Origin of the sequence: Niastella caeni (assembly GCF_004834005.1) — a bacterium.
Lineage (GTDB): Bacteria > Bacteroidota > Bacteroidia > Chitinophagales > Chitinophagaceae > Niastella > Niastella caeni.
The window spans coordinates 258,534-278,887 of the sequence record NZ_STFF01000008.1; the positions used below are offsets into that span (position 1 = coordinate 258,534).

At 43.5% G+C, this 20,354-nt stretch carries 11 protein-coding genes; 4 read left to right on the forward strand and 7 right to left on the reverse strand.

Annotation, left to right across the window (positions count from 1 at the left end; all coding sequences use genetic code 11):
• Positions 1–233 precede the first annotated feature (233 nt).
• Together FAM09_RS24540 and FAM09_RS24545 are read left to right on the forward strand one after the other, a co-directional pair.
• Positions 234–5,267, forward strand: a complete 5,034-nt coding sequence (locus FAM09_RS24540) for a LamG-like jellyroll fold domain-containing protein (protein ID WP_136579808.1) — start codon at positions 234–236, stop codon at positions 5,265–5,267.
• A 90-nt stretch (positions 5,268–5,357) separates the two neighbouring features.
• A complete protein-coding gene (locus FAM09_RS24545) occupies positions 5,358–6,575 on the forward strand; it encodes a hypothetical protein (protein ID WP_136579809.1) in 1,218 nt (405 codons plus the stop codon).
• Positions 6,576–6,583: 8 nt separating this feature from the next.
• Here the strand turns inward: FAM09_RS24545 and FAM09_RS24550 are convergent, their stop codons facing one another.
• From FAM09_RS24550 to FAM09_RS24570, 5 genes are all read right to left on the reverse strand, one after another.
• Positions 6,584–7,774 carry a right-handed parallel beta-helix repeat-containing protein gene (locus FAM09_RS24550; RefSeq protein ID WP_166437260.1) on the reverse strand — a complete coding sequence of 397 codons (1,191 nt, stop codon included), beginning with the start codon at positions 7,772–7,774 and terminating at the stop codon, positions 6,584–6,586.
• A gap of 103 nt (positions 7,775–7,877) precedes the next feature.
• Positions 7,878–9,275 (reverse strand): B12-binding domain-containing radical SAM protein, encoded by a 1,398-nt coding sequence (locus FAM09_RS24555; protein ID WP_136579811.1) that lies wholly within the window; start codon positions 9,273–9,275, stop codon positions 7,878–7,880.
• A 27-nt stretch (positions 9,276–9,302) separates the two neighbouring features.
• Positions 9,303–10,547: a DUF4153 domain-containing protein gene (locus FAM09_RS24560; RefSeq protein ID WP_136579812.1), complete on the reverse strand. Its 1,245-nt coding sequence runs from the start codon at positions 10,545–10,547 to the stop codon at positions 9,303–9,305.
• Between the two features lie 647 nt (positions 10,548–11,194).
• A complete protein-coding gene (locus FAM09_RS24565; protein ID WP_208025651.1) occupies positions 11,195–12,268 on the reverse strand; it encodes a glycoside hydrolase family 43 protein in 1,074 nt (357 codons plus the stop codon).
• A 225-nt stretch (positions 12,269–12,493) separates the two neighbouring features.
• A complete protein-coding gene (locus FAM09_RS24570; RefSeq protein ID WP_136579813.1) occupies positions 12,494–14,431 on the reverse strand; it encodes a T9SS type B sorting domain-containing protein in 1,938 nt (645 codons plus the stop codon).
• A gap of 362 nt (positions 14,432–14,793) precedes the next feature.
• Between FAM09_RS24570 and FAM09_RS24575 the strand changes: the two genes are divergently transcribed.
• Positions 14,794–15,144 carry a TfoX/Sxy family protein gene (locus FAM09_RS24575; RefSeq protein WP_136579814.1) on the forward strand — a complete coding sequence of 117 codons (351 nt, stop codon included), beginning with the start codon at positions 14,794–14,796 and terminating at the stop codon, positions 15,142–15,144.
• Positions 15,145–15,222: 78 nt separating this feature from the next.
• Here FAM09_RS24575 and FAM09_RS24580 read toward each other — a convergent pair whose 3' ends face one another.
• Positions 15,223–16,197: a fatty acid desaturase family protein gene (locus FAM09_RS24580; RefSeq protein ID WP_136579815.1), complete on the reverse strand. Its 975-nt coding sequence runs from the start codon at positions 16,195–16,197 to the stop codon at positions 15,223–15,225.
• Between the two features lie 30 nt (positions 16,198–16,227).
• On the reverse strand, positions 16,228–17,208 hold the full coding sequence (locus FAM09_RS24585; protein ID WP_136579816.1) for a lysophospholipid acyltransferase family protein: 981 nt from the start codon (positions 17,206–17,208) through the stop codon (positions 16,228–16,230).
• A gap of 405 nt (positions 17,209–17,613) precedes the next feature.
• Between FAM09_RS24585 and FAM09_RS24590 the strand changes: the two genes are divergently transcribed.
• Positions 17,614–20,283: a metallophosphoesterase gene (locus tag FAM09_RS24590; RefSeq protein ID WP_136579817.1), complete on the forward strand. Its 2,670-nt coding sequence runs from the start codon at positions 17,614–17,616 to the stop codon at positions 20,281–20,283.
• The last annotated feature ends 71 nt before the right edge of the window (positions 20,284–20,354 follow it).

Below are 20,354 nucleotides of genomic sequence, written 5' to 3' on the forward strand. Positions count from 1 at the left end.
CAAAGAATAAAGGTCAAATTGACGCGATCGGTTTTATAAGTTACCTGGTAGTAATGGGCTTTGGTATTGTTGCCATTTATTGTATTGGAAAAGGGCGCCATTGAAAGGGCAGTATTTACCAGAATCACCCCATTATTGTGCGAATTATCCCCCTGAAGGCTCTTTTGGTTAAGTATAATTTGTGTCGCTTTTGTGTCCGATACTACAATTATTACTTAACCAATGCTTGCTTTATGAGTCACCCACTCAGGTATTTACTTTTTGTACTGTTTATCATCTTTAGTTTAAAAGTTACAGCCCAGGCTCCCAATTTACCCGTAAAACAAACCCTCAGCGAAACGCTGTTTTCGGGAAGAACATTTACCAATGCTTCGCAGGAAGATACTGTTGTAAAGCAACAGGCTATACCCAGTAATTACACCCTGGAAGTGGTGGCAAAAGTAAATGCTGCTACCGGGCGCGGACTTGATATTGAAGCCCGTAATGATAAGGTAAAAGGGTTCAGGCTATCATTAGACGCTGCTACCTTGAAACTGACATCGCCCTTAACCGCTGCCAGGTCGTTGACAGCTTCCAACGGCGGCCAGTATCATACCATACGGGTAGCTGTCAATAATGACTCCGCCTACATTTATCAAAACGGAGCCTATATTCTCACCCAACCCTTGTCAACAGTAAAAGATATTGCAGGCGGGGTGGAAACGAATGAATTGCTGAATACGGTAAAAGGGCCCACGCTGATCCCTAACTGGGCGGGCACTGCACCTAATAACACCGGCAGGCCCAGTGATTATGGATGGGCATATACGGGAACTACATCTACCACCTTATTTTCCACTGCCAATTCTACTACCGCCGGTACATCGAGGTACATGGATGTAAACGCCTCATCGGGTGGAAACCTGCACACATACAACGGCGCTACTTATACTGGCCGGCTCCTTTTCATAAGATGGGATGGAAGTGGTATTCAAAATACAGTATATAGTTACCCGGTAACGCTCGAAGCGAATACCACGTACGATTTCTCTATGCTGCATGCTTACCTTACCAATGCAACAGGCAGCAGAACCATGACGGTTGGCATAGGTAAAACAACCGCTACCAGTGGAAGAATTGCTTCCCAGGTAATTACAACCAATGGTACCAGGGTGCTGAACCGGGAAAGCTTTGTTTTTACTTCCCAGGAAGCAGGCACGTATTATTTAACTATTAACGGCAACTGGGGACTGTTTTCGATCGGAGAATTATCGTTAAATAAAATGGAGATCAATCCAAGGTTCATCTTTGGAAAAAACTATCCTTCCGGTGCGGTTGATATGGAAATAAGCTCGGCAACCTTCGAAGCAGGAGCGTATGCGCCTGCAGGCATTGTTCCCGGGCCAACCCAGCAGGTAACTATTACAGATAGGGTAGCCTCTTTTCTGCCCACCTTCAATACCAATTTTGTTGTACCGGGAAAAACCGATCTGCACCTTACCGGAGATTATGCGCCATTGATCAATTCTACCGTTGAATTGAATTCGGAAGATGCGTGGCTGTTCTTCGACAATATAAAACCATCTGATGTAATAGCAAACTGGCTTAATAAAGTTACCATTAACGGCGTGCCGGCTTCCAACAATCCCACGGTGCGAATAGCTATTTATAAAAATGGAACGGCCGTTATTCCAAACGGCAATGCAACTTCTGCAAAGGCGTTGGAAGTATTTACAGGCCCAAATCTTTCAGGAAATACAAAAGCTTTTGAAATAGAAACCTATCATAATAACCTGGATAGTTTCAATAACAAAATAAGGTCTTTCAAACTGCGCAGAGGCTATATGGCCACACTGGCAAACAACCCAGATGGTTCGGGCTACAGCCGCGTTTTCATTGCCAATGACGATGATCTTATTGTGAATACGATGCCACAGGGTTTAGACTCCGTTTCGTTTATCCGCATATTTCGGTGGGACTGGATCAGCAAAAAAGGAAAAGCGGGCTGGTCTCCGGCTAAAATAAATTGTACCTGGTATTACGACTGGAACATTGCCGGATCTTCTGCTTCCAATTATGATTATACCATCATCAGGCAACATGGAGGCTGGCCATCCTGGACGGATATTAATAACAAAAAGAATGTAAACCATCTGCTTGGCTTTAATGAACCCGACCGTCCGGATCAGGCGAACATGACCGTAGACCAGGCCTTTGCACAATGGCCCGAGATGATGAAATCGGGACTGCGCATTGGCTCTCCGGCACCGGCGAGTCCGCATAACAGTTGGATAACTGAGTTCCTCGCTAAATGCGATCAACTCAACTACCGCGTTGACTTTGTAGCCATCCATGCTTATTGGGGCGGGTTAACACCGCAGCAATGGTACTCGCAGTTAAAAAGCATTTACGACCGGGTTAAACGACCGCTCTGGATCACAGAATGGAACAATGGCGCCAACTGGACTACCGAAAGCTGGCCAACGGATCAACAGGCGCAATTCGAGAAGCAATTAAACGATATGAAAGGCATTTTGCAGGTATTGGATACAACCTCTTTTGTTGAACGGTACGCCATTTATGATTGGGTAGAAAATAAAAGGGCCATGGTGTTGGCTGATACGCTTACGCCTGCCGGTAAGTATTATGCCGCTAATAAATCTGATTTTGCCTACAACCCGCAAAGAGCCTTTGTGCATAACTGGAAACTGGTAAGTGCGCCGCTTTCAGGTTCTATTAACAGCGACGATTATTTTAAGGTTACGCTCAGTTGGAAGGATTTAAATGGAGAAAACGGTTCCAAATATATCCTGGAAAGAAAAATTGACGGCAGAGATACAGCCTTTGAACCTGTTCAGGAATTTACCGGTTATGCTTTTGGCGGTACGGTATCGTATATAGATAGTGTGTATGCCAAAGCCACCTACCGGGTAAAAGCGTTTAACCTCACCGGCGATCAGTTTGTTTATTCAACCACTTACGATGTAGTGTCAGACGCCGCTCCGGTAGCCCCATCGAGCCTTACAGGAGAAGTGCTGGCAGCAACAAAGATCAAATTGAACTGGAATGCCGCAGCGAATGCGCGCTCCTATAACCTGAAGCGATCGCTCAATGCAAGCGGGCCTTTCGATACCATCATTTCGCCACGCACCACCAAAATGGAGTATCTCGATGAAAACCTTACCCCCGCTACAAATTATTACTATGTGGTTACCTCTTTAAATTCAGCCGGGGAAAGCGTAAACTCAACTGTGCTGGAATTGCGCACGAAAGACCTGGTTGCACCAGCAGGTGTTCAAAACCCGCATATTGCTTCCGGCGATGCTAAAATAACGGTAACCTGGGATTTTATTTACGACGCAGTATATGATATCCTGCGTGCCGAATCAGAGAATGGTATTTATGACACCATTGCAGCCAATGTAGATGCGGTGCGGTATGTAGATACAACTGTTGTGAATGGCGCTACCTATTATTACAAAGTAGTTGCGCATAACGGAGCAGGACGCAGTCCTGAAACGGCGGTATTGCCGGGCAAGCCGGTAGCAGGCCGCCATCTGTACGTTAGTTTTAATGAAAGCACAGGTTCATTCGCAGAAGATAGCTGGGGTGGTTATCACGGAACGCTGGCTGCTGCTGCCGTACGCGATAGCGGGTATACGGCCAATGCGGTGAAGCTGAATGGTACGGCAACTTCTTATGTAACACTGGGTGAAGGAATACTTACATCTTTAAATGATTTTACCATAGCTGCCTGGGTAAAAATGGATGCACTGTCTACCTGGATGCGCGTATTTGATTTCGGTACAGGAACGAATAATTACATGTTCCTTACGGTGCAGGCCAGTGTTAGCGGCGGCAACTCAACCATCCGGTATGGCATTAGGAACAGCAGTGGAGAACAATCGCTCAGTTATCCTTATGCTTTCCCGTTAAATACCTGGACGCACTTTGCCATAACCCAATCGGGCAGTACCGTTAGTTTGTTCATCAATGGTGAATTGGTAACATCAAGTAATTCAGTAACCCTTAAACCTGCTGATCTGGGCAATACCAATCAAAACTATATTGGTAAATCGCAATGGAACGACCCGCTGTTAAAAGGTTCAGTAGATGAATTTAAAATTTATAACAGGGCATTGAATGCTTTTGAAATTTCAGAAGCAATGAAAGAAGAACAGGTAATTACATTCAATGCACTGGCCGAGAAAACGGTTAGCGACAGTGACTTTGATGCTGTTGCCGTCACTTCATCTGGTTTGCCGGTGTCTTATACGTCTTCCAATGAAAACGTGGCTGTAATTACAAATGGGATGGTTCATATTACAGGCGCCGGCACCACCGATATCACCGCCATACAGGCAGGGGATACCCGCTATGCAGCCGCGGCACCTGTGGTGCAAAAATTAACAGTGAACAAGCTTTATTATGTCGACAGCGATAATGACGGGTTTGGTTCTACTGTAACGAAATGGATCCCGGCCGCTGTTGCTCCGGCTGGTTATGCAGAGAACAATACAGACTGTGACGACAGCAGCGTTTTGTATGCAGATAATGATGGCGATGGTTCAGGCGCAGGCGCACCTGTTGCCTGTGGCGTTGCCAGCAATACAGATTGTGATGATACCAATCCGGTGCCTGTAACGGCTACCATTCCTGATGTGTATGCGATGAACACTTCAGGCATTGCAAAGAATACCATTTACCTGGGTTACGGCCCTTCCTGCCTTACCATCAGGGTGAAGCCGGCAGGCGGCACTGCTCCTTATTCGTATGTATGGAGTACGGGGCAAACAACGCAATCCATAGTTGTAAGTTCAGCCGCTACTTATACCGTGACGGTTACCGATGCAAAGGGCTGTCATATCCCGGCTTCAGTAGTTATCAAAACCCAGGATGTGTCATGTGGAAACCGTAACAATAAAGTGTTGGTTTGTCACAATGGCAAAACCCTATGTGTGGCCGCATCTGCAGTACATGCCTATTTATGTCAGGGTAGTCAATTAGGCGCCTGTGTAAGCACAGGAAGTCCAAAGCCTGGTAACCCGGGAAATACGGATGTCATCATATATCCTAATCCGGTAAGAGATCAACTTACGGTACGGGTAGGTTGGTTGAATAATGGCGCCACTGTACAGATCTACAATTCGCAGGGGACAATGGTTATTGCTAAAAACCTGGTGCAGGCAACCAGTACCATTTCTTTACGCTGGTTGGCCAGAGGCATCTATTATGTGCGGGTGAAAAACGGACAACAAATAACCATTCAAAAAATAATAAAAGAATAAACTGTTGTATATATCATAAGCACGTGGCCTCCTGTTTCTACAGGGGGCTTTTTTGTTTACTATTGATACCGATTTAGCCAGATAATTACCGTGAAAAAACGGTTTTTTCCTGAATTGAAAAGTTGCACATTTAATTACCGGTTTGCGCAGTCGGTTCCAACCGCTGGTACTTTTCTTTCTTCAGAAAAAGCAATAATAATTATGAATTTTATCTCGGTTATTAAAGAGGCAACGAAAGCTGTTCCGGTTATGAAATACGCCTTGGGAATAGCGGGTATTGGCTCCGTGATTGGCTTGTATAAATCTTTTAAGATCAATAATGAAGTTGGAGTGTGGGGAACAATTATTGTTCTTGCATTAATGACCATTCTGTTGGTTTTGGCAAAAGCATCTTTAAATAAGACCAGTTATTTTAATGGCCCGGGTAAATTCATTGTTTGGGGAATGGTTATCCTCTTCATAAGTTCTATATTTCTTCTGCTTTCCTGTGCATTCTTTGAATACCCGAAAAGTTTTAATGACCCAAACAGGAAAAATATAGCAGGTACAATAGGTGATAAACTGAGTATAGATGCTGAGGGGTATACTAATATCCACGGACATGTTTATTGGCAGGATAATTCACCAATCCCGAATGCATTGATAATACCTTCTATAAATCACCCTTCTGTATTAACTGAACAGAATGGAAGATTTGAATTTAGGGTATCCGCTAATGAAGTAAAAGAAGGAATTCTTTTTAATATTAAATCGGATAGTTTTCATGGGGTTAAAAACAAACGGTTTTCAAGGGATAGTTTAAGTGGAGATTGTAACATATTTATTGACTTCTCGGCCAAAGTTAAAAAGGCTGACATAGTCAAGGATCCGGAAAGCAAAGAGCCGGTTGTAAAAAAGACTGACATAGTCAAGGCTTCAGAACGCAAAGAACCAGTTGTTAAAAAGGCTCCAAATCAGTTTAATGTGTGTAACGAATTTGTTATACCGCTTAGAATTTTGCTTGATAGTAACAAAACTATCTATGATATTTATAAGAAAAAGCATATACTAAGTCTGGCGCAAAGATTATACAATTATGATATTAAGATCAGGGATCTCATCTCAAAAAATTCCGCTCATATTCCTGATACATTGAACGGAGATATAGAGAAATTAGTTCAACATTTGAATATATGGATAAGCGCTTATGAGAAGCAAACAACTAATGTAAACCTCCAGTCGAATTCAACTTTTAGAGTGGATTATAAAGGACCTGATTTCCCCGTGAGTAGTGTTGTTAGAATTAGAAAATATATTTCCTGTAATTAATATTTTACTTACTTCAGCAAAGTAGAATTATATCCTTTTCCCACAGCAGGGCTCATCCTGCTCAGCGTAAAATCCTCGGAAGCCGCATTGTTAAAAAGCGGGTCTTTACCAATTAAACCATTAACATCTTTTACAGGGAGAACAGGACCAGTCCATGCCTGGTTTTGTGAATGATACCAAAGGTTATTAGAAAAGCTGAAGCTTTGTGGATTGGTATGTGCCCCGATGTTACAGTCGATGCTTACCCGGCTGTCACGGTATACGATGTTGTTTTTAAAAGTATTATTTCCGCATGCATAAAACCGGGATGTATCCACCGTTTCCTGTAAGATCCTGATCACCCATTTTTGTGGAAGATAAATAGTATTGTTTATTACTTCGGTTTCAATACAACCAACATACGCAATAGGTGCATCAGACCCTATGAAGATATTGGAATAAACCGTTAATCCCGCAGCCTCATACCGGGCATCGAGGGGACGAAAATATTTCAGGTTGGTGGATCCGCCTAAATTAAGCGTTCGCTGACCTCCGTTCCTGAAAAAATTGACTTCTATCCTTATATTTTTTGAGCCGCCCTTTACCTGGATGGAATTGCTTCCCTGGTTTTCAAACCGGTTGCCTTTGATCAATCCTTCATGGCAACCCACCATGTCTATGCCGCTTCCACCTGCTGACCCATTGAGGAATGTGCAGTTTTTGATCTCGAAGAAATCTACCCCCGACATTTTTAGGAGATCATTATTTCCCTTTGCTTTAATATCCTTAAAAGTACAGGCGTCAAAAACGATATGGTGGGAAGGAGTGCTATACGATCCCCCATCATCTATATTGAAACCATTTCCCGTTTGTTGTTGAAAGGTGATGCCTTTTATTTGCACGTAAGCCGCATCTGACATTTGCCAGGAATTAGCGCCGCCATTAAAGATCACCGTTGCTGATGGTGCGGAAATGATATAGATCCACTTGTCAGCGGTTCCCTGTAAGTGTAAGAAAGATAAGCCACCGGCATAATTCCCTTCGTGAATCATAATAGTGTCGCCGGGAACCGTTACTGCCACGGCCTGGGTAAGCGTGGTATAGGTTTGATGGGCGCCTACATGATGTGTTTTGGCTTCTACTGGTAAGAAAAAGCCGGGCAAGATGATCAGACAGAAAAAATGAAAAAGGCGCCGCCGGTTCAGGGTGGATGCAAGCATTGAAAATAAGGTTTGTATTTTAAACAAGGCGAAAGGCATCAGATGAAAGTAAGATAACGTTTTTTAGGTGGAGTACATTCACCTTGTTTTAGTATCTCAACTTTTAGCTATACGTTTTCACATAGTCTATGGCATTTTTGCCAAAGGTCCTTACCGACGGTTCAACCAATTTGTTCAGGTCTTTTCGTTTGCTCATGTCGATAGGATAATTTTTTCTCATTCGCTTATAACCGTAAAAGGAGTTCATAAAGAACGATAAAAGAAAGGCGCCCCACCGTAAAGTGAATACGCCACGCAGGATCCTTTTGAAAGAATACAGGGGAGAAAATGACTTTTTCCATAACGCTCTGTGCGCCTGCAATAATTGGTGCTCACTGATCTTTTGAGGTTTGAACGCTACGTTATATCCGTTGTAAAAATTCCAGTTCCTGTCATGTAATATCCGCCCTTCCTGGTTAAGTTTGGTATAAATAGGCGTTCCTCTGAACGGGGTCATGATACTCAGAAAGGGCACGTCAATACCGATCTCCATCAACTGGTCGGCCATATTGATGATGCTTTGTTCATCATCATGGTCAAACCCGGCAATAAAACCAGCCATAACGGCAATGCCCCGTTTTCTGATCTCTTTTACTGCTGTTTTGTAATTGGCTATTTTGTTTTGCCGCTTATTGGCATCTGCCAGGGACTCAACCCCAAATGATTCAATGCCTAAAAATACCCCGATACATCCGGAGGCTTTCATTAAGTCAAGCAGTTCCGGGTCTTTTGCAATGTCCATGCTGGCCTGGGTTAGCCACCACTTTTTCAGGGGGATCATTTCTTTTAGAAGCTGCCTGATGTAGGGGCGCTTAATGGTGAGGTTATCATCCCAGAACCAAACAATTTTTCTTTGCCACCAGTATTTGAATTTATCATAGGATGCATCGCGTATTACATCCTCAATAGGGCGTAACCTGAAACCAGGGTTCAATGAAGGAACGGTACAAAAGGAACAGGAGAAAGGGCAGCCCCTTGTTGCCTGAAGTACTTTTTTAATGAAGAACCTGTTGGGTAACAGGTCGTACCTGGGCGTTGGCAGGCTGGTCATGTCACAGGGGGTTCCGGCATACACGCGCTGTAACCGGCCGTGTTCAATGTCCTGTAACAAGGTTGGCCACACATTTTCAGCTTCTCCGGTAACAATAGCGTTAAAATAAGTGAGCGCTTCTGCCTGACAGTAAGTAACGTGCGGGCCACCAGCTATCAGTATTTTCCCTCTTCTCCGAAATTCAATAGCAAGGTTGTAAGCTGCTATGGCAAAACCACTAAAGAAGGAGATGGCGATCACATCTGCGTCGGTATCCATCTCTATCTTGTCAATTTGTTGGTGAAATACCCTCACTTCATGTTCAACAGGCGTAATGGCTGCTAAATGAATCCCGGTAATGGGCGGCACGAAATCCCTTTCATGCCCGAATTCATAACGCTGTACGTATGCTATGATAAGATCTATTTTCATTTTCTGGTATTGAGGTAGTGTGTGGTTTTATTTAAACCCGAACAGGAATGGAAATAAAAAGGTCACGATGGTTGACCATACCAGGTAAACTGGCAGATAGAACGTAATGACTTTTCCAACGCCGGTTATATCGGTCTTCTTTGAAAGTACCCTTATCAATTGCCCCGTTACTAACAGCAGGTTTATCAAGATCAAAACATTGCCGCCGAGGATCGCAGTTCTGTTGGGGGTAAATCCCCATGCCGAGATGCGGAATAAAATGGCCGACAGGGCAATGCCATTAACTATTATGGTTACAGCAGATAATAGAACAAGCACCCAGATCTCTGCCTGGCTTTTAGTTGTTTTGGATGATTCTGCAACAGAAAAGAAAATAATGGCCATAACGCCAATCAATAGTGCATTGAAAACCATTAAAAATTCCCGGTCGTTGTAGGGATCTTTGCCCGAGTAAACGATGGCTATAAGGTAAATTACCAGCATTACCAATACCAGCGGACTGAATATTTTAGCGATCACCGGTGAAACTTTACCTACCAATTGTGGATTGGTTTGCGTAAGGTACGTGCCTATAATGGGTACGGCAGGAAGGCAAAAAATAACGACGTTCTTCATGTACCAGTTTTCAATATTTATGCCGATCAATGAGAAAAGTCCGATGGTTACGCCGCTCAGGATGGCGCCAGCTATCACAATAAGCGTTGTCATAACTACCAGGTCGCCGTTATAGCTTAAATAGCTGAGCCGTTTCTCAACGTTATTTTTCTGCTCGCCGGCAAAAACAAAACCTAATATCGACCATAGAAATAAGAGCAAATGAAGGCACGATAATATTAAGGTGTCGCTTTTCTTATCATCAGGAAGCCAATTGATAAATAATAAACCAACGATGGTGGTACCGGCTATAAAAGCAATTTTAGCAATTGGTAATTTGTTCTTCCAGGCAAAGTAAGCAGACAGTGCCAGGAAGATGATAAAACCGGCATTCCTGGAGTAAAAAAATTCCTCATTGATATATATAAAGGCCGGCAGCTTTGCGATCAGGCCTGCGAGGAGAGAAGCAAGGATCACAAATACCAGTTCCTTACTGCTGCCCCAGGAAATTTCTTCCCTGACGAAGTTCAATCGTTCATTCCAAAAACTAAGAAGGGTATTGTCTCTAAGCTCCGGATACAAAGCATTAAAGTTCTGCTTGAAAGCTGATTTGTTGGTCCTGTACAGCCTTTCAAGCTGCGCCGGGTTATCGAGACTGGCTAAAATTTCATTTTTCATAAAACATTGTTATGTAGTTAAAAGAACTTTGAATTTCAAAGTGTAAAACCAAAAAAATAATCCTGGTCAATACCTAGCGATAGCGTGCTGTTGCTATTCACTATTTCATCAGGATTAAGTTCAAACACTAAATAGGGATTCCTGCCAATAGATAAATTCCAACCATTATGCCTGCCAAACCGGAAAGCAAAAAATATGAAAGCCCGCACCTTTCGGGAGCCTATTCCTGGTACAACCCGTTTATTTATTCTTCTAAAAGTACTTTGTATTTCAAAGTTAATGAACGGAATTCAGAAAAGCAACCTATCGGGCTTAATATTTTTTAGAAAAAACCGCCGGATGGAAGGAAGGTACTAAAACAGGGTAGGGAGGGGCTGTAGGATCAGGTAGCGTAGCCTTTGAGTACCCCGTTGACACATTCAACATACTCTATGGATAATCTATGCATTCCCTATAGATACTCTACACATACTCTATACATACTCTATACATACTCTATACATACTCTGAAGTTGAAAGAATCAATGAGTTATAATAAACAAGAATACTTGACAGCATGCAAAGCAAAAATCCCAAACCGTTGAAGCTTGGGACGTTGCTATTTGCGATATGGCTCTCCTTCGGGGTTTTTCCCGAAGATCAGCATTTTATTTCTTTGGAATGCTCCATCTGTCTTTCCATACTATTTCGGGAATGCCTTTGCTGTTGATGAGTAAAGGCAGCCACACATAACGGGAGTGTTCAAGATCAGTCTTGTTCCACCGGTCAGCCATAAAGATGTAACTGTTTTTATGGCCTTGCAGCGGGATCACGTAAGTGCTTTGTGATTCCCAGGTTTTTTCACCACCGGGGCCAATGCAGGGATTGGTGCCGGCTGTCCATTCGCCCATAATACTGTCCGCCACCGCATAGGCCGCGGGATTGGGACTCCATCCTGTGCACCCGGAACTGATCAGGTAATATTTGTTGTTGTTTTTAAACACTGCCGGCGCTTCGCGCGATTTACCAATCAAAATTCTTTTTTCGGTGGTTGTGTGAGAGGTATAGTCATCGCTTAGCAAACAGATGTGCATGGTAGCATTTTCTTCAGATGAGTAAAAATGGTAGGCTTTTCCATCATCATCCTGGAAAATGGTCATATCCCTGGCCATATTGCCATTGGGTTGTTCACTTCTGAGATATGTAAATGGACCGACAGGATTATCACTGACAGCCACACCAGATCGGGCATACCGGTAATCGGCGGCATCGATATGCATCCACATCACAAACTTTCCGGTGTTTTTATTGAAGATCACCTTGGGCCTTTCAATTACTTTTGAAGTATGCAGGTCATGCGTGGAATCGGTCGTGTTAGCGGGCAACGCCACGCCTTCATATTTCCAGTTTACCAGGTCTTTTGATGAGTAACAGGAAACGCCACCGGCATTTACCCGGTAATTTTCCCAGTTGGGGTTGGGCACCAGCCAGGTTTTACCTTTTTTAATTTCACCATACCAGTAGTAACTGCCATTATGATACAGTATTCCTCCGCCATGCGCATTGATGGGGTTGCCCTCTGTATCATTCCAGATCTTGCCAGGCTCAATTGCTTTCTGTTGTGCGGGGCATAGCGTGGCAATAATCACACTCGCTATACAGGTAATGCCGATTTTCAGGGAATGAAACATGTTGTTTTTTATTACAATTTTACACTTCTTTTCACCGCGTTGTTGATGCATTTTTTATATATAAGATTGGGGCATTGCCGATGATGCGGCATTCACTGATTCTAAACCCGAACGGAAGCCGAAAGTAATATAAAAAATTATATTATGCAATTGCTTCAAATTTAGCAACATGGAGGGGAAATATAGAAACAGGGGAGAACGACCCTATATTTGAGCCAGGGTTTATATTGATTTTTTGGAAGAACTTCGTGTTTGAATAAGCCAGTTTTAGCGCGATCACCGTATAAGCAGCAGCGGGCCTTTTAATATCCTCTTACCATTATTTATATTGATCAGGTATACATAAGTGCCGATAGGTTGATCGGTGCCGTTAAATTTTCCATTCCAGCTTCTATTAATATTGCGTGTGTTGAAAACGAGCTGCCCATAGCGGTTGAAAACCCTTACTTCAAAATTGGGCAGGGCATTTAATGCAGGAATATTCCAGGAGTCATTCCTGCCGTCATTATTGGGTGTAAACGCATTGGGTACAAAAATATCTTTGTACACAAAAACACGCATGGTATCGGTTGCAGTACCACAGCCCAGCTCCGAAACAACGGTAAGCAGGTAGTCTGTGTTGGTTGGGGGCGTTACCACCGGGTTGAGCAATTGGGCGTTGGTCATATTTAAAACAGGTGACCAGGAATAAATATCACTTCCTTCAACGACGCCTTCCAGTTGCGCTGCCTCACCTTCAAAGATCGATTTATCGGGGCCTGCATTGGCATATGGCTTTGCGGCTACATTTACTGTAACCATGGCTGTGTCGCTGCAGGAGAATTCATTATATACAACAACTGTATAATTCACGGTATCTGTTGGCCTGGCAATGGGATTGTCAATATTTGCTGAGGATAAACCGGTCGCAGGAATCCATTGATAGCGGGTGCCTCCACTGGCTGTTAACTGAACATCAACACCCTGGCATATGTCGGAAATGGCAGGCGCTGCTGTAGCCAGCGGTGCAGTATTAACAGTAACCGTTACTGAATCCTGGTTCATGCAACCACCCGCATTGGTAACCGTTACATAATATTTCCCGGAATGTGTTGGTTGTGCATTATTAATAGACACGGTTGCACTGGTTGATGAAAAACTGCCCGGCCCCGTCCATTGATATTGTGCGCCACCTGTTGCCGTGAGTATAAGGCTGTCGCCTGTGCATACAGGGGTATTAACAGAAGCTGTAGTGGCAAGATTTGAGTTTATAGTAATGGATATAGGGTTGGAAGCCGTTCTGCAGGTGGTTGAACCCATATTGCCGGTTTCAACTGCACTAAGCCGGTACAGGTAAGTGCCGGCCATCATACTGGCCGGAAAGTCCTGGAGAAGGGTAGTGGTAGTAGCGCCGGGAACATCAACCCAGCCACTGCCATTGATATTTTGTTGCCATTGGAGAGAAGGGTTGGCATAGCCTGCCATTACTGTACCCGTAAATGTATAGCTATGCGCTTCTCCCTGGCAAAAGGCCTGGTTGTTGGAAGTTAAGCCAAGAATAGACGCGGTAATATTGGGGCCACAGGGGCGTAAAGTAATATCATCGAGGGCAATATCATTTCCACACCCGCCCGGTGCATTGTTCACCATGCGCAACACCACATCAGTTACGCCAACCGGGGTAGTAAAATAGAATCCCACCTGTTGCCAGGCAGGGCTGGCCGTTGGCGGAATATTACCGGAATTATAGGTTGACAAAACCGTGCCGTCGGTTTTTTCGATGGTAAAAGTAAGATTGGGCTGAATGCCATTGCCTGAACAGGCCGTGGGTTTATGCACATTGGCTACCCATGCAGCAAACTCGAAAGTAGTGTTACTGCAAAGTCCACGAACCGTTTCTAAATAAAAAGCGCCGGGCTGATAGGTTGCGTTAACGAGCATAAAATAACCATTGGCATTGCCGGTATGATCTGCTGAAAGGGAATGCCATTCATTATAAAAACATTGGGAGGTGCTGTTGCGAACTGTATATGAGCCATCACTGGGGCAATCATTGGCTGCATATTGATAAGTGGTGGTGGCGGCAGACAGCGGCTGTCCGGGATTGGCGCCTGCGCCAAATGTAATATTCACAATCGGATCGCCAAGGCTGCCTCTGCAAAGCTGGGCATTGGTTGTTTGAAACAGGAATAAGGTCATTATTGCAATAGCAGGTACACTACAAACCAGTCGCATAAGGTATTTTTATACGGAAAAAATGTTTACTACCGGATATTCAATGGACAGGGAAGAAAATATGGTCGTGCTATAAATTTACGCAGTAAATATTGATAAGCGTTAGGTGAGTTATCTACATTAAAATAATTGTAATATGTTTGGTTGTGTTGCGTTGCCTGGGATAACTCAGAGGTTTTGTTTGTTTACCTGACGTACACTTGAGTTAATGAAGACTGATCACCCTGGTGATCTTCCATTGACCTTTTTCCTGCCGCCAGATATGAACAAACCTGGCATAGTTAGACATGATTTACTACTGCTGATAAATTTTTTGAGCCCTTTCCTGATTTTTCCGTCTTTTGCCTCAAATTAACCTTTATATGGCCTATGATCTAAAACTTGTTGACAGGATCAGGGAATACCTTGTGCAGTTCCCCAAACTAAAAATTGAAGAAAAGGAAATGTTCAGGGGGCTAACATTCATGATCAATGACAAAATGTGTGTTAGTGTAAGCGGAGAGAACCTGATGTGCCGGTTTGATCCTGTTTTGCAGGAAGAAGTTGCTGAAAAGAACGGCTTTCAGCCTATGATCATGAAAGGTAAAGAGTATAAGGGTTACTGCTATATTCACCCTGCCGGCTTTGCAAGAAAAGCAGATTTTGAATATTGGGTCAATTTGTGTTTGGCCTTTAATGAAAAGGCCAAATCATCGAAGAAGAAAAAAAAGTAAAAGCTTAAACATTGCAGTTTATATTTAGCTGAATAATATCCTTCAGCCATACCATTTTGACCATTATCAATAAAATAACTATTTAATTCCAACCATGGAATTCGTTTTCGGATCCCATACTTTCAACCGAAAACAGGCTACGATATCTAACGGGTTCAATGTGGTTGTTTTTGCCTCCTGCAATTGCGGAATGCTGGCCATTACTTCGGGAAGGCGGTAAAACGGAATGCGGGAATTGATATGATGAATATGATGGTAACCGATATTCGCTGTAACCCATTTCCAGAAGGGGTTCATGACCATGTAGCTGCTCGACGACATGGCCGCTTCCTCGTAGCACCACTCATCTTTTTCACGGAAGGTTACGCCCGGAAAATTATGCTGTGCATAGAATAAATACGAGCCTATCATAAAGGCCAGCATAAATGGCACCACGGCAGCCAGCAGCCAGGTGAGCCAGCCCAGGTAAACAAAGATCAATACACTAATGCTGAGATGAACTATAAGTGCGATCAGTGAATCCCAATGACGTTTGGGCGCACTAACAAAGGAGCGCACACACATGCCGAAAATGAACATAGTAATATAGCCGAAGAAAATGGTCAGTGGGTGCCTGATGGCCAGGTAGGCCCGCTGCTCTGCTTTGGAAGCTTGCAGAAACCGTTGTTTGGTCATAACCGGGTATGACCCGATGCTGGCGCTGAATAATTTACAGTTATGGTTGTGATGGTAATCGTGCGAGCGCTTCCATATGCTGGTTGGCGCAAGTATAAAAATGCCGTACAATTTGAAAAGTATATCTGCGGGCAATGACCGGTGCAGAATGGTATGATGCTGGTGATCGTGGTAGATCACGAACATGCGAACCATGGTGAGGCCGGCGGCAAGACTGCAGGCAATCCGCAGGAAGATATTATCCAAAAAATAGATGCCTGAGAAAAAAGTGATCAGGATCATAAGCGTGGACAGGGTGTAGTACCAGCTTTTCCACGCGATTTCTTTAGCAAATGGTTTTGTTGCAAGGATCAACTCCCTGCCCGGTTTTTTTTGCATGTCTTGGATCTAAAGGGATTTTTAAACAATTTATTTATTTTCTGCCGGGCGTTTGTGCTTCCATCGTTTATGTGTCCAAAGCCAAATTTCTGGTTGTTCTCGTATATCTTTTTCCAGTCTGGCGGTGTGTAATTCTGTGATCTTTCCGTCAGCGGTATTTTTAGAGTCTTCCGACAATACTTCAGCCAGAATGTTATAATAACCTCTTTTCAACCGCTTTATTGTTATATATACAATGGGATAACCCATTTTTTTTGCAATTTTTTCCGTTCCCTGGAATACGGGTGTATCCTGGTTTAGAAAGTTTGTCCAGAATGCAGTTTCCGGCGGTGGCGTTTGATCGGCAATAAATGCAGTGGCGCTGACCATTGCCTTGTGCCTCACCATGTCTTTATAGGTTTCTCTCATCGCAATAAGTCCGGTACCGAAACGGGTACGCATGCGGATCATCAATCCGTTGAAATATGTATTGGCGAGCGGATGATATACCACAAACAATTGATGTTTACAAAGGAGGCTGAAGGTATTGCCTGCCCATTCCCAATTGCCGTAATGCCCCATAACAAGAATGATGCTTTTCCCTTCGCGGTGATAGCGGTCGAAAATTTCCTTTGCCGCCGGGCTTAAAGTACAATGTTTTAACATAGACGACCGGCTGATCGTAAGTGTTTTAAAACTCTCGGGGAATAGATCGCAGAGGTAGTGGTAAAAATCCTTGCACAATCTTTTTATTTCGGCTTCCGATTTTTCGGGGAAGGAATTACGAAGGTTTTGCATGGCTACTTTTTTGCGATAGCCAATAACATAATAGAGGACAAAATAGAACCCATCACAAACCCTGTATAAGATTGGAAAGGGCAGAAGGGAAAGTAAATAGATAAACGGTAAAGAAATGTAATAAATCAAGCCTTGCATGCGGTGGCGAAGATACTTCTTCTCCTTACATATGGTGCATTTATGGCTAAAATTCCTGTTTACCCCCCCGAAAAGCAAAGATCCCTGACTTTTCATCCACGGTTTTTGTTGAAGTTCTGAGAGATCAGCATTAAACTCAATTCTCTTCTGAAAAAAATGTTACGTATATTTAAATGCTTTCATAACGACCTTCATTTAAAAGAATTTTTTCAAGCAACCATCTTGTTGTTATAGTCACACTGAAACAAAAATTCTCATTTCAGGATCCATTACAAAAACAAAAATGGCCGGCTCATTCGGTTTAAATCCGGAACGCAGTACACTATTGGCAGTTCACAATAAAAGACCCCGGAACAAAGATCAAAAAATTATACAGGAGTAGCGGTTTTATATCACCTCAGGGAAGTGATATTGGCTTAATCTTTAAACACAACAGTTGGGTCATTTAACTCAAGTGTTTGATCCTAAAACAGATCCATTAAAAACCAACCACCAATAACTATGACAAAGATCATCTACACTTTTGCTTTGTTGTTTTATGTCAATAATGTATTGGCACAAACGGCACTGGTTCCATCTGGTTCAATTTGGAAATACCTCGACAATGGAAGTAACCAGGGTACTGCCTGGCGAACCACTTCTTTCAATGACGGAAGCTGGAAATCGGGCCCTGCGCTATTAGGCTATGGCCATGGCGATGAAGCCACCGTTGTAAACGGTGGCCCTTCCGGCAACAGGTACACAACGACCTATTTCAGAAAGACTATTTCGAATGCATCTAACCTTTCCAATTATACTTTGCGTGTGAGGAGAGATGACGGCATCGTAGTATATATAAATGGTGAGGAAGAATACAGGAACAACATGCCCTCGGGAACCATTGCGTACAATACCTGGGCATCTACCACTGCCAGCGATGATGGCTATACATGGTTCTCCACCACATTGGCAACTGGTTCTTTAGTTACAGGGACCAATGTAATAGCTGTGGAAATTCACCAGAGGAAGCCAACAAGTAATGATATCACCTTTGATCTTGAATTGACCGGCAACGACTCAGGTACAGGCGGGCCTGATGTAACACCGCCTATTATAAGCACCTATTCACCAGAAGATAATGCTACCGATATATCCAGAACTGCCAACCTCGTTCTTACATTCAGTGAAAACATTCAAAAAGGCAGCGGCAATATTTTAGTAAAAGAAGGCGGTGTTCTCAGGCAAACCATTGGTGTAACAAATTCCAACGTAACCGTTTCTGGAAATTCTGCCACCATTAACCCGGCAGACTTTGCCAGTGGTGCAGGAGTAAATATCGAAATAGCTGCAGGCGCTTTCAAAGACCATGCAAACAATAATTATGCAGGTATCAGCAATGCAACAACCTGGAACTTTACCGTTCAATCGTCGGGCGGAACATCAGCACTGCTGACCCGCGGGCCTTACCTGCAAATGGGTAATCAAAATGCTGCTACCCTTCGCTGGAGAACCAATGTTGCTACCGATTCAAAAATTGAAGTGGGCACTACATACGGTACATATACTTTATCTGCCACCAATGCTACTGTAACCACCGAACACGAAGTTCGCATCACCGGCCTTGCTGCTGATACCAAATATTATTACCGCTTTGGCAGTTCTTCACAAAAATTACAGAGTGCCAACGATAATTATTTTACCACAGTTCCACCGCCAACCACTGCAAGAAAGATACGCATTGCAGCTTTTGGTGATTGTGGCAGAAATAGCCTGGGGCATCAGTCCAATACACTCACTGCCTATAGGAATTATCTTGCTAATAATGGTCTGGATGCTGCAGATGCATGGTTATTGCTGGGCGATAACGCGTACAATGATGGAACAGATGCAGAATACACAAGCAATTTCTTCAATGCGTATGGTAATACAATATTAAAAAATCATAAGCTATACCCCGTCCTGGGCAACCATGACTATGCCAATAGTTCTTCAAACCAGGCAAGCCACAATGTTCCTTACTTCAACATCTTTTCGCTGCCCGCCAATGCAGAATGCGGTGGTGTGCCTTCCGGCAATGAAAGATATTACTCCTACGATATCGGCAATGTTCACTTCCTGGCATTGGATTCTTATGGAAAAGAAAATGGCGGCACCACCCGCCTGTTTGACACTTCAGGTGCACAAGTGACCTGGATAAAGAAAGATCTTGCGGCTAATACAAAAAAATGGACCATTGCCTACTGGCACCATCCGCCTTATACAATGGGCAGTCATAATTCCGACAATTCGTCAGAGCTGGTTAATATTCGCCAGCGGTTTATTCGCATTCTTGAGCGCCTGGGCGTTGATGTTATTCTCTGCGGGCATAGCCATGATTATGAGCGTTCTTATTTTTTGAATGGATATTATAGCAATGAGTCTTCATTCAGCGTAAGCGCCCATACAAAAAGCAGCAGCAGTGGTAAATACGATGGCAGCTCTAATTCCTGTCCTTATTTTCCTGCTGCAGGAGCTAACCATGGAACGGTGTATGTTGTGTCGGGCTCTGCGGGCGCCAGCGGTGGCACACAGAGTGGTTATCCGCATAATGCAATGCCCTGGTCGGTCAATGATGGCGGTATGACCTATATCGAAGTGCAGGAAAACCGGCTCGATCATAAATTCATTAGAATGAATGGCACTGTTTGGGACAGGTTTACCATTATGAAAGATGTAAAAAAGACTACGAATTTGTCTATTGCTTCAGGCAGGCCAACCACATTAACGGCATCATGGCCTTCAGGGACCTATAGATGGTCTAATGGTTCTACTACCCGAAGCATAACTGTAAGTCCTACTTCCAATACCAGGTATACCGTATCAGACAACACTTCGGGCACTTGTGTCACTGATGTATTTAATATAACTATTACCAGCGGGGCAAGAGTAGAATCAGAGGTGGCAGATGTAGCAGTATATACTTTAAAAATTCAGCCAACGCTTGTAAAGAAAGGGCAAAGCATCAGGCTGCAAACGAATTCAGGCGAAACAACAGATATTACTTTGGTTGATATTTCGGGAAAAATAATTAGAATACTTCGGTTTGCAGGTACTGGTTATATTGATACCCAAACCTTACAGGCAGGTACTTATTTTATAAAAGTAAAAGACAACAAAACAGCTATTACTCAAAAAATTGTGGTGACGGAATGATGCTCTTTCTCTTTCCGCATAGGTGTTTGTCTTGGTGAAGTTGTTGGAGCTGAATCCCTGCAACAACATCG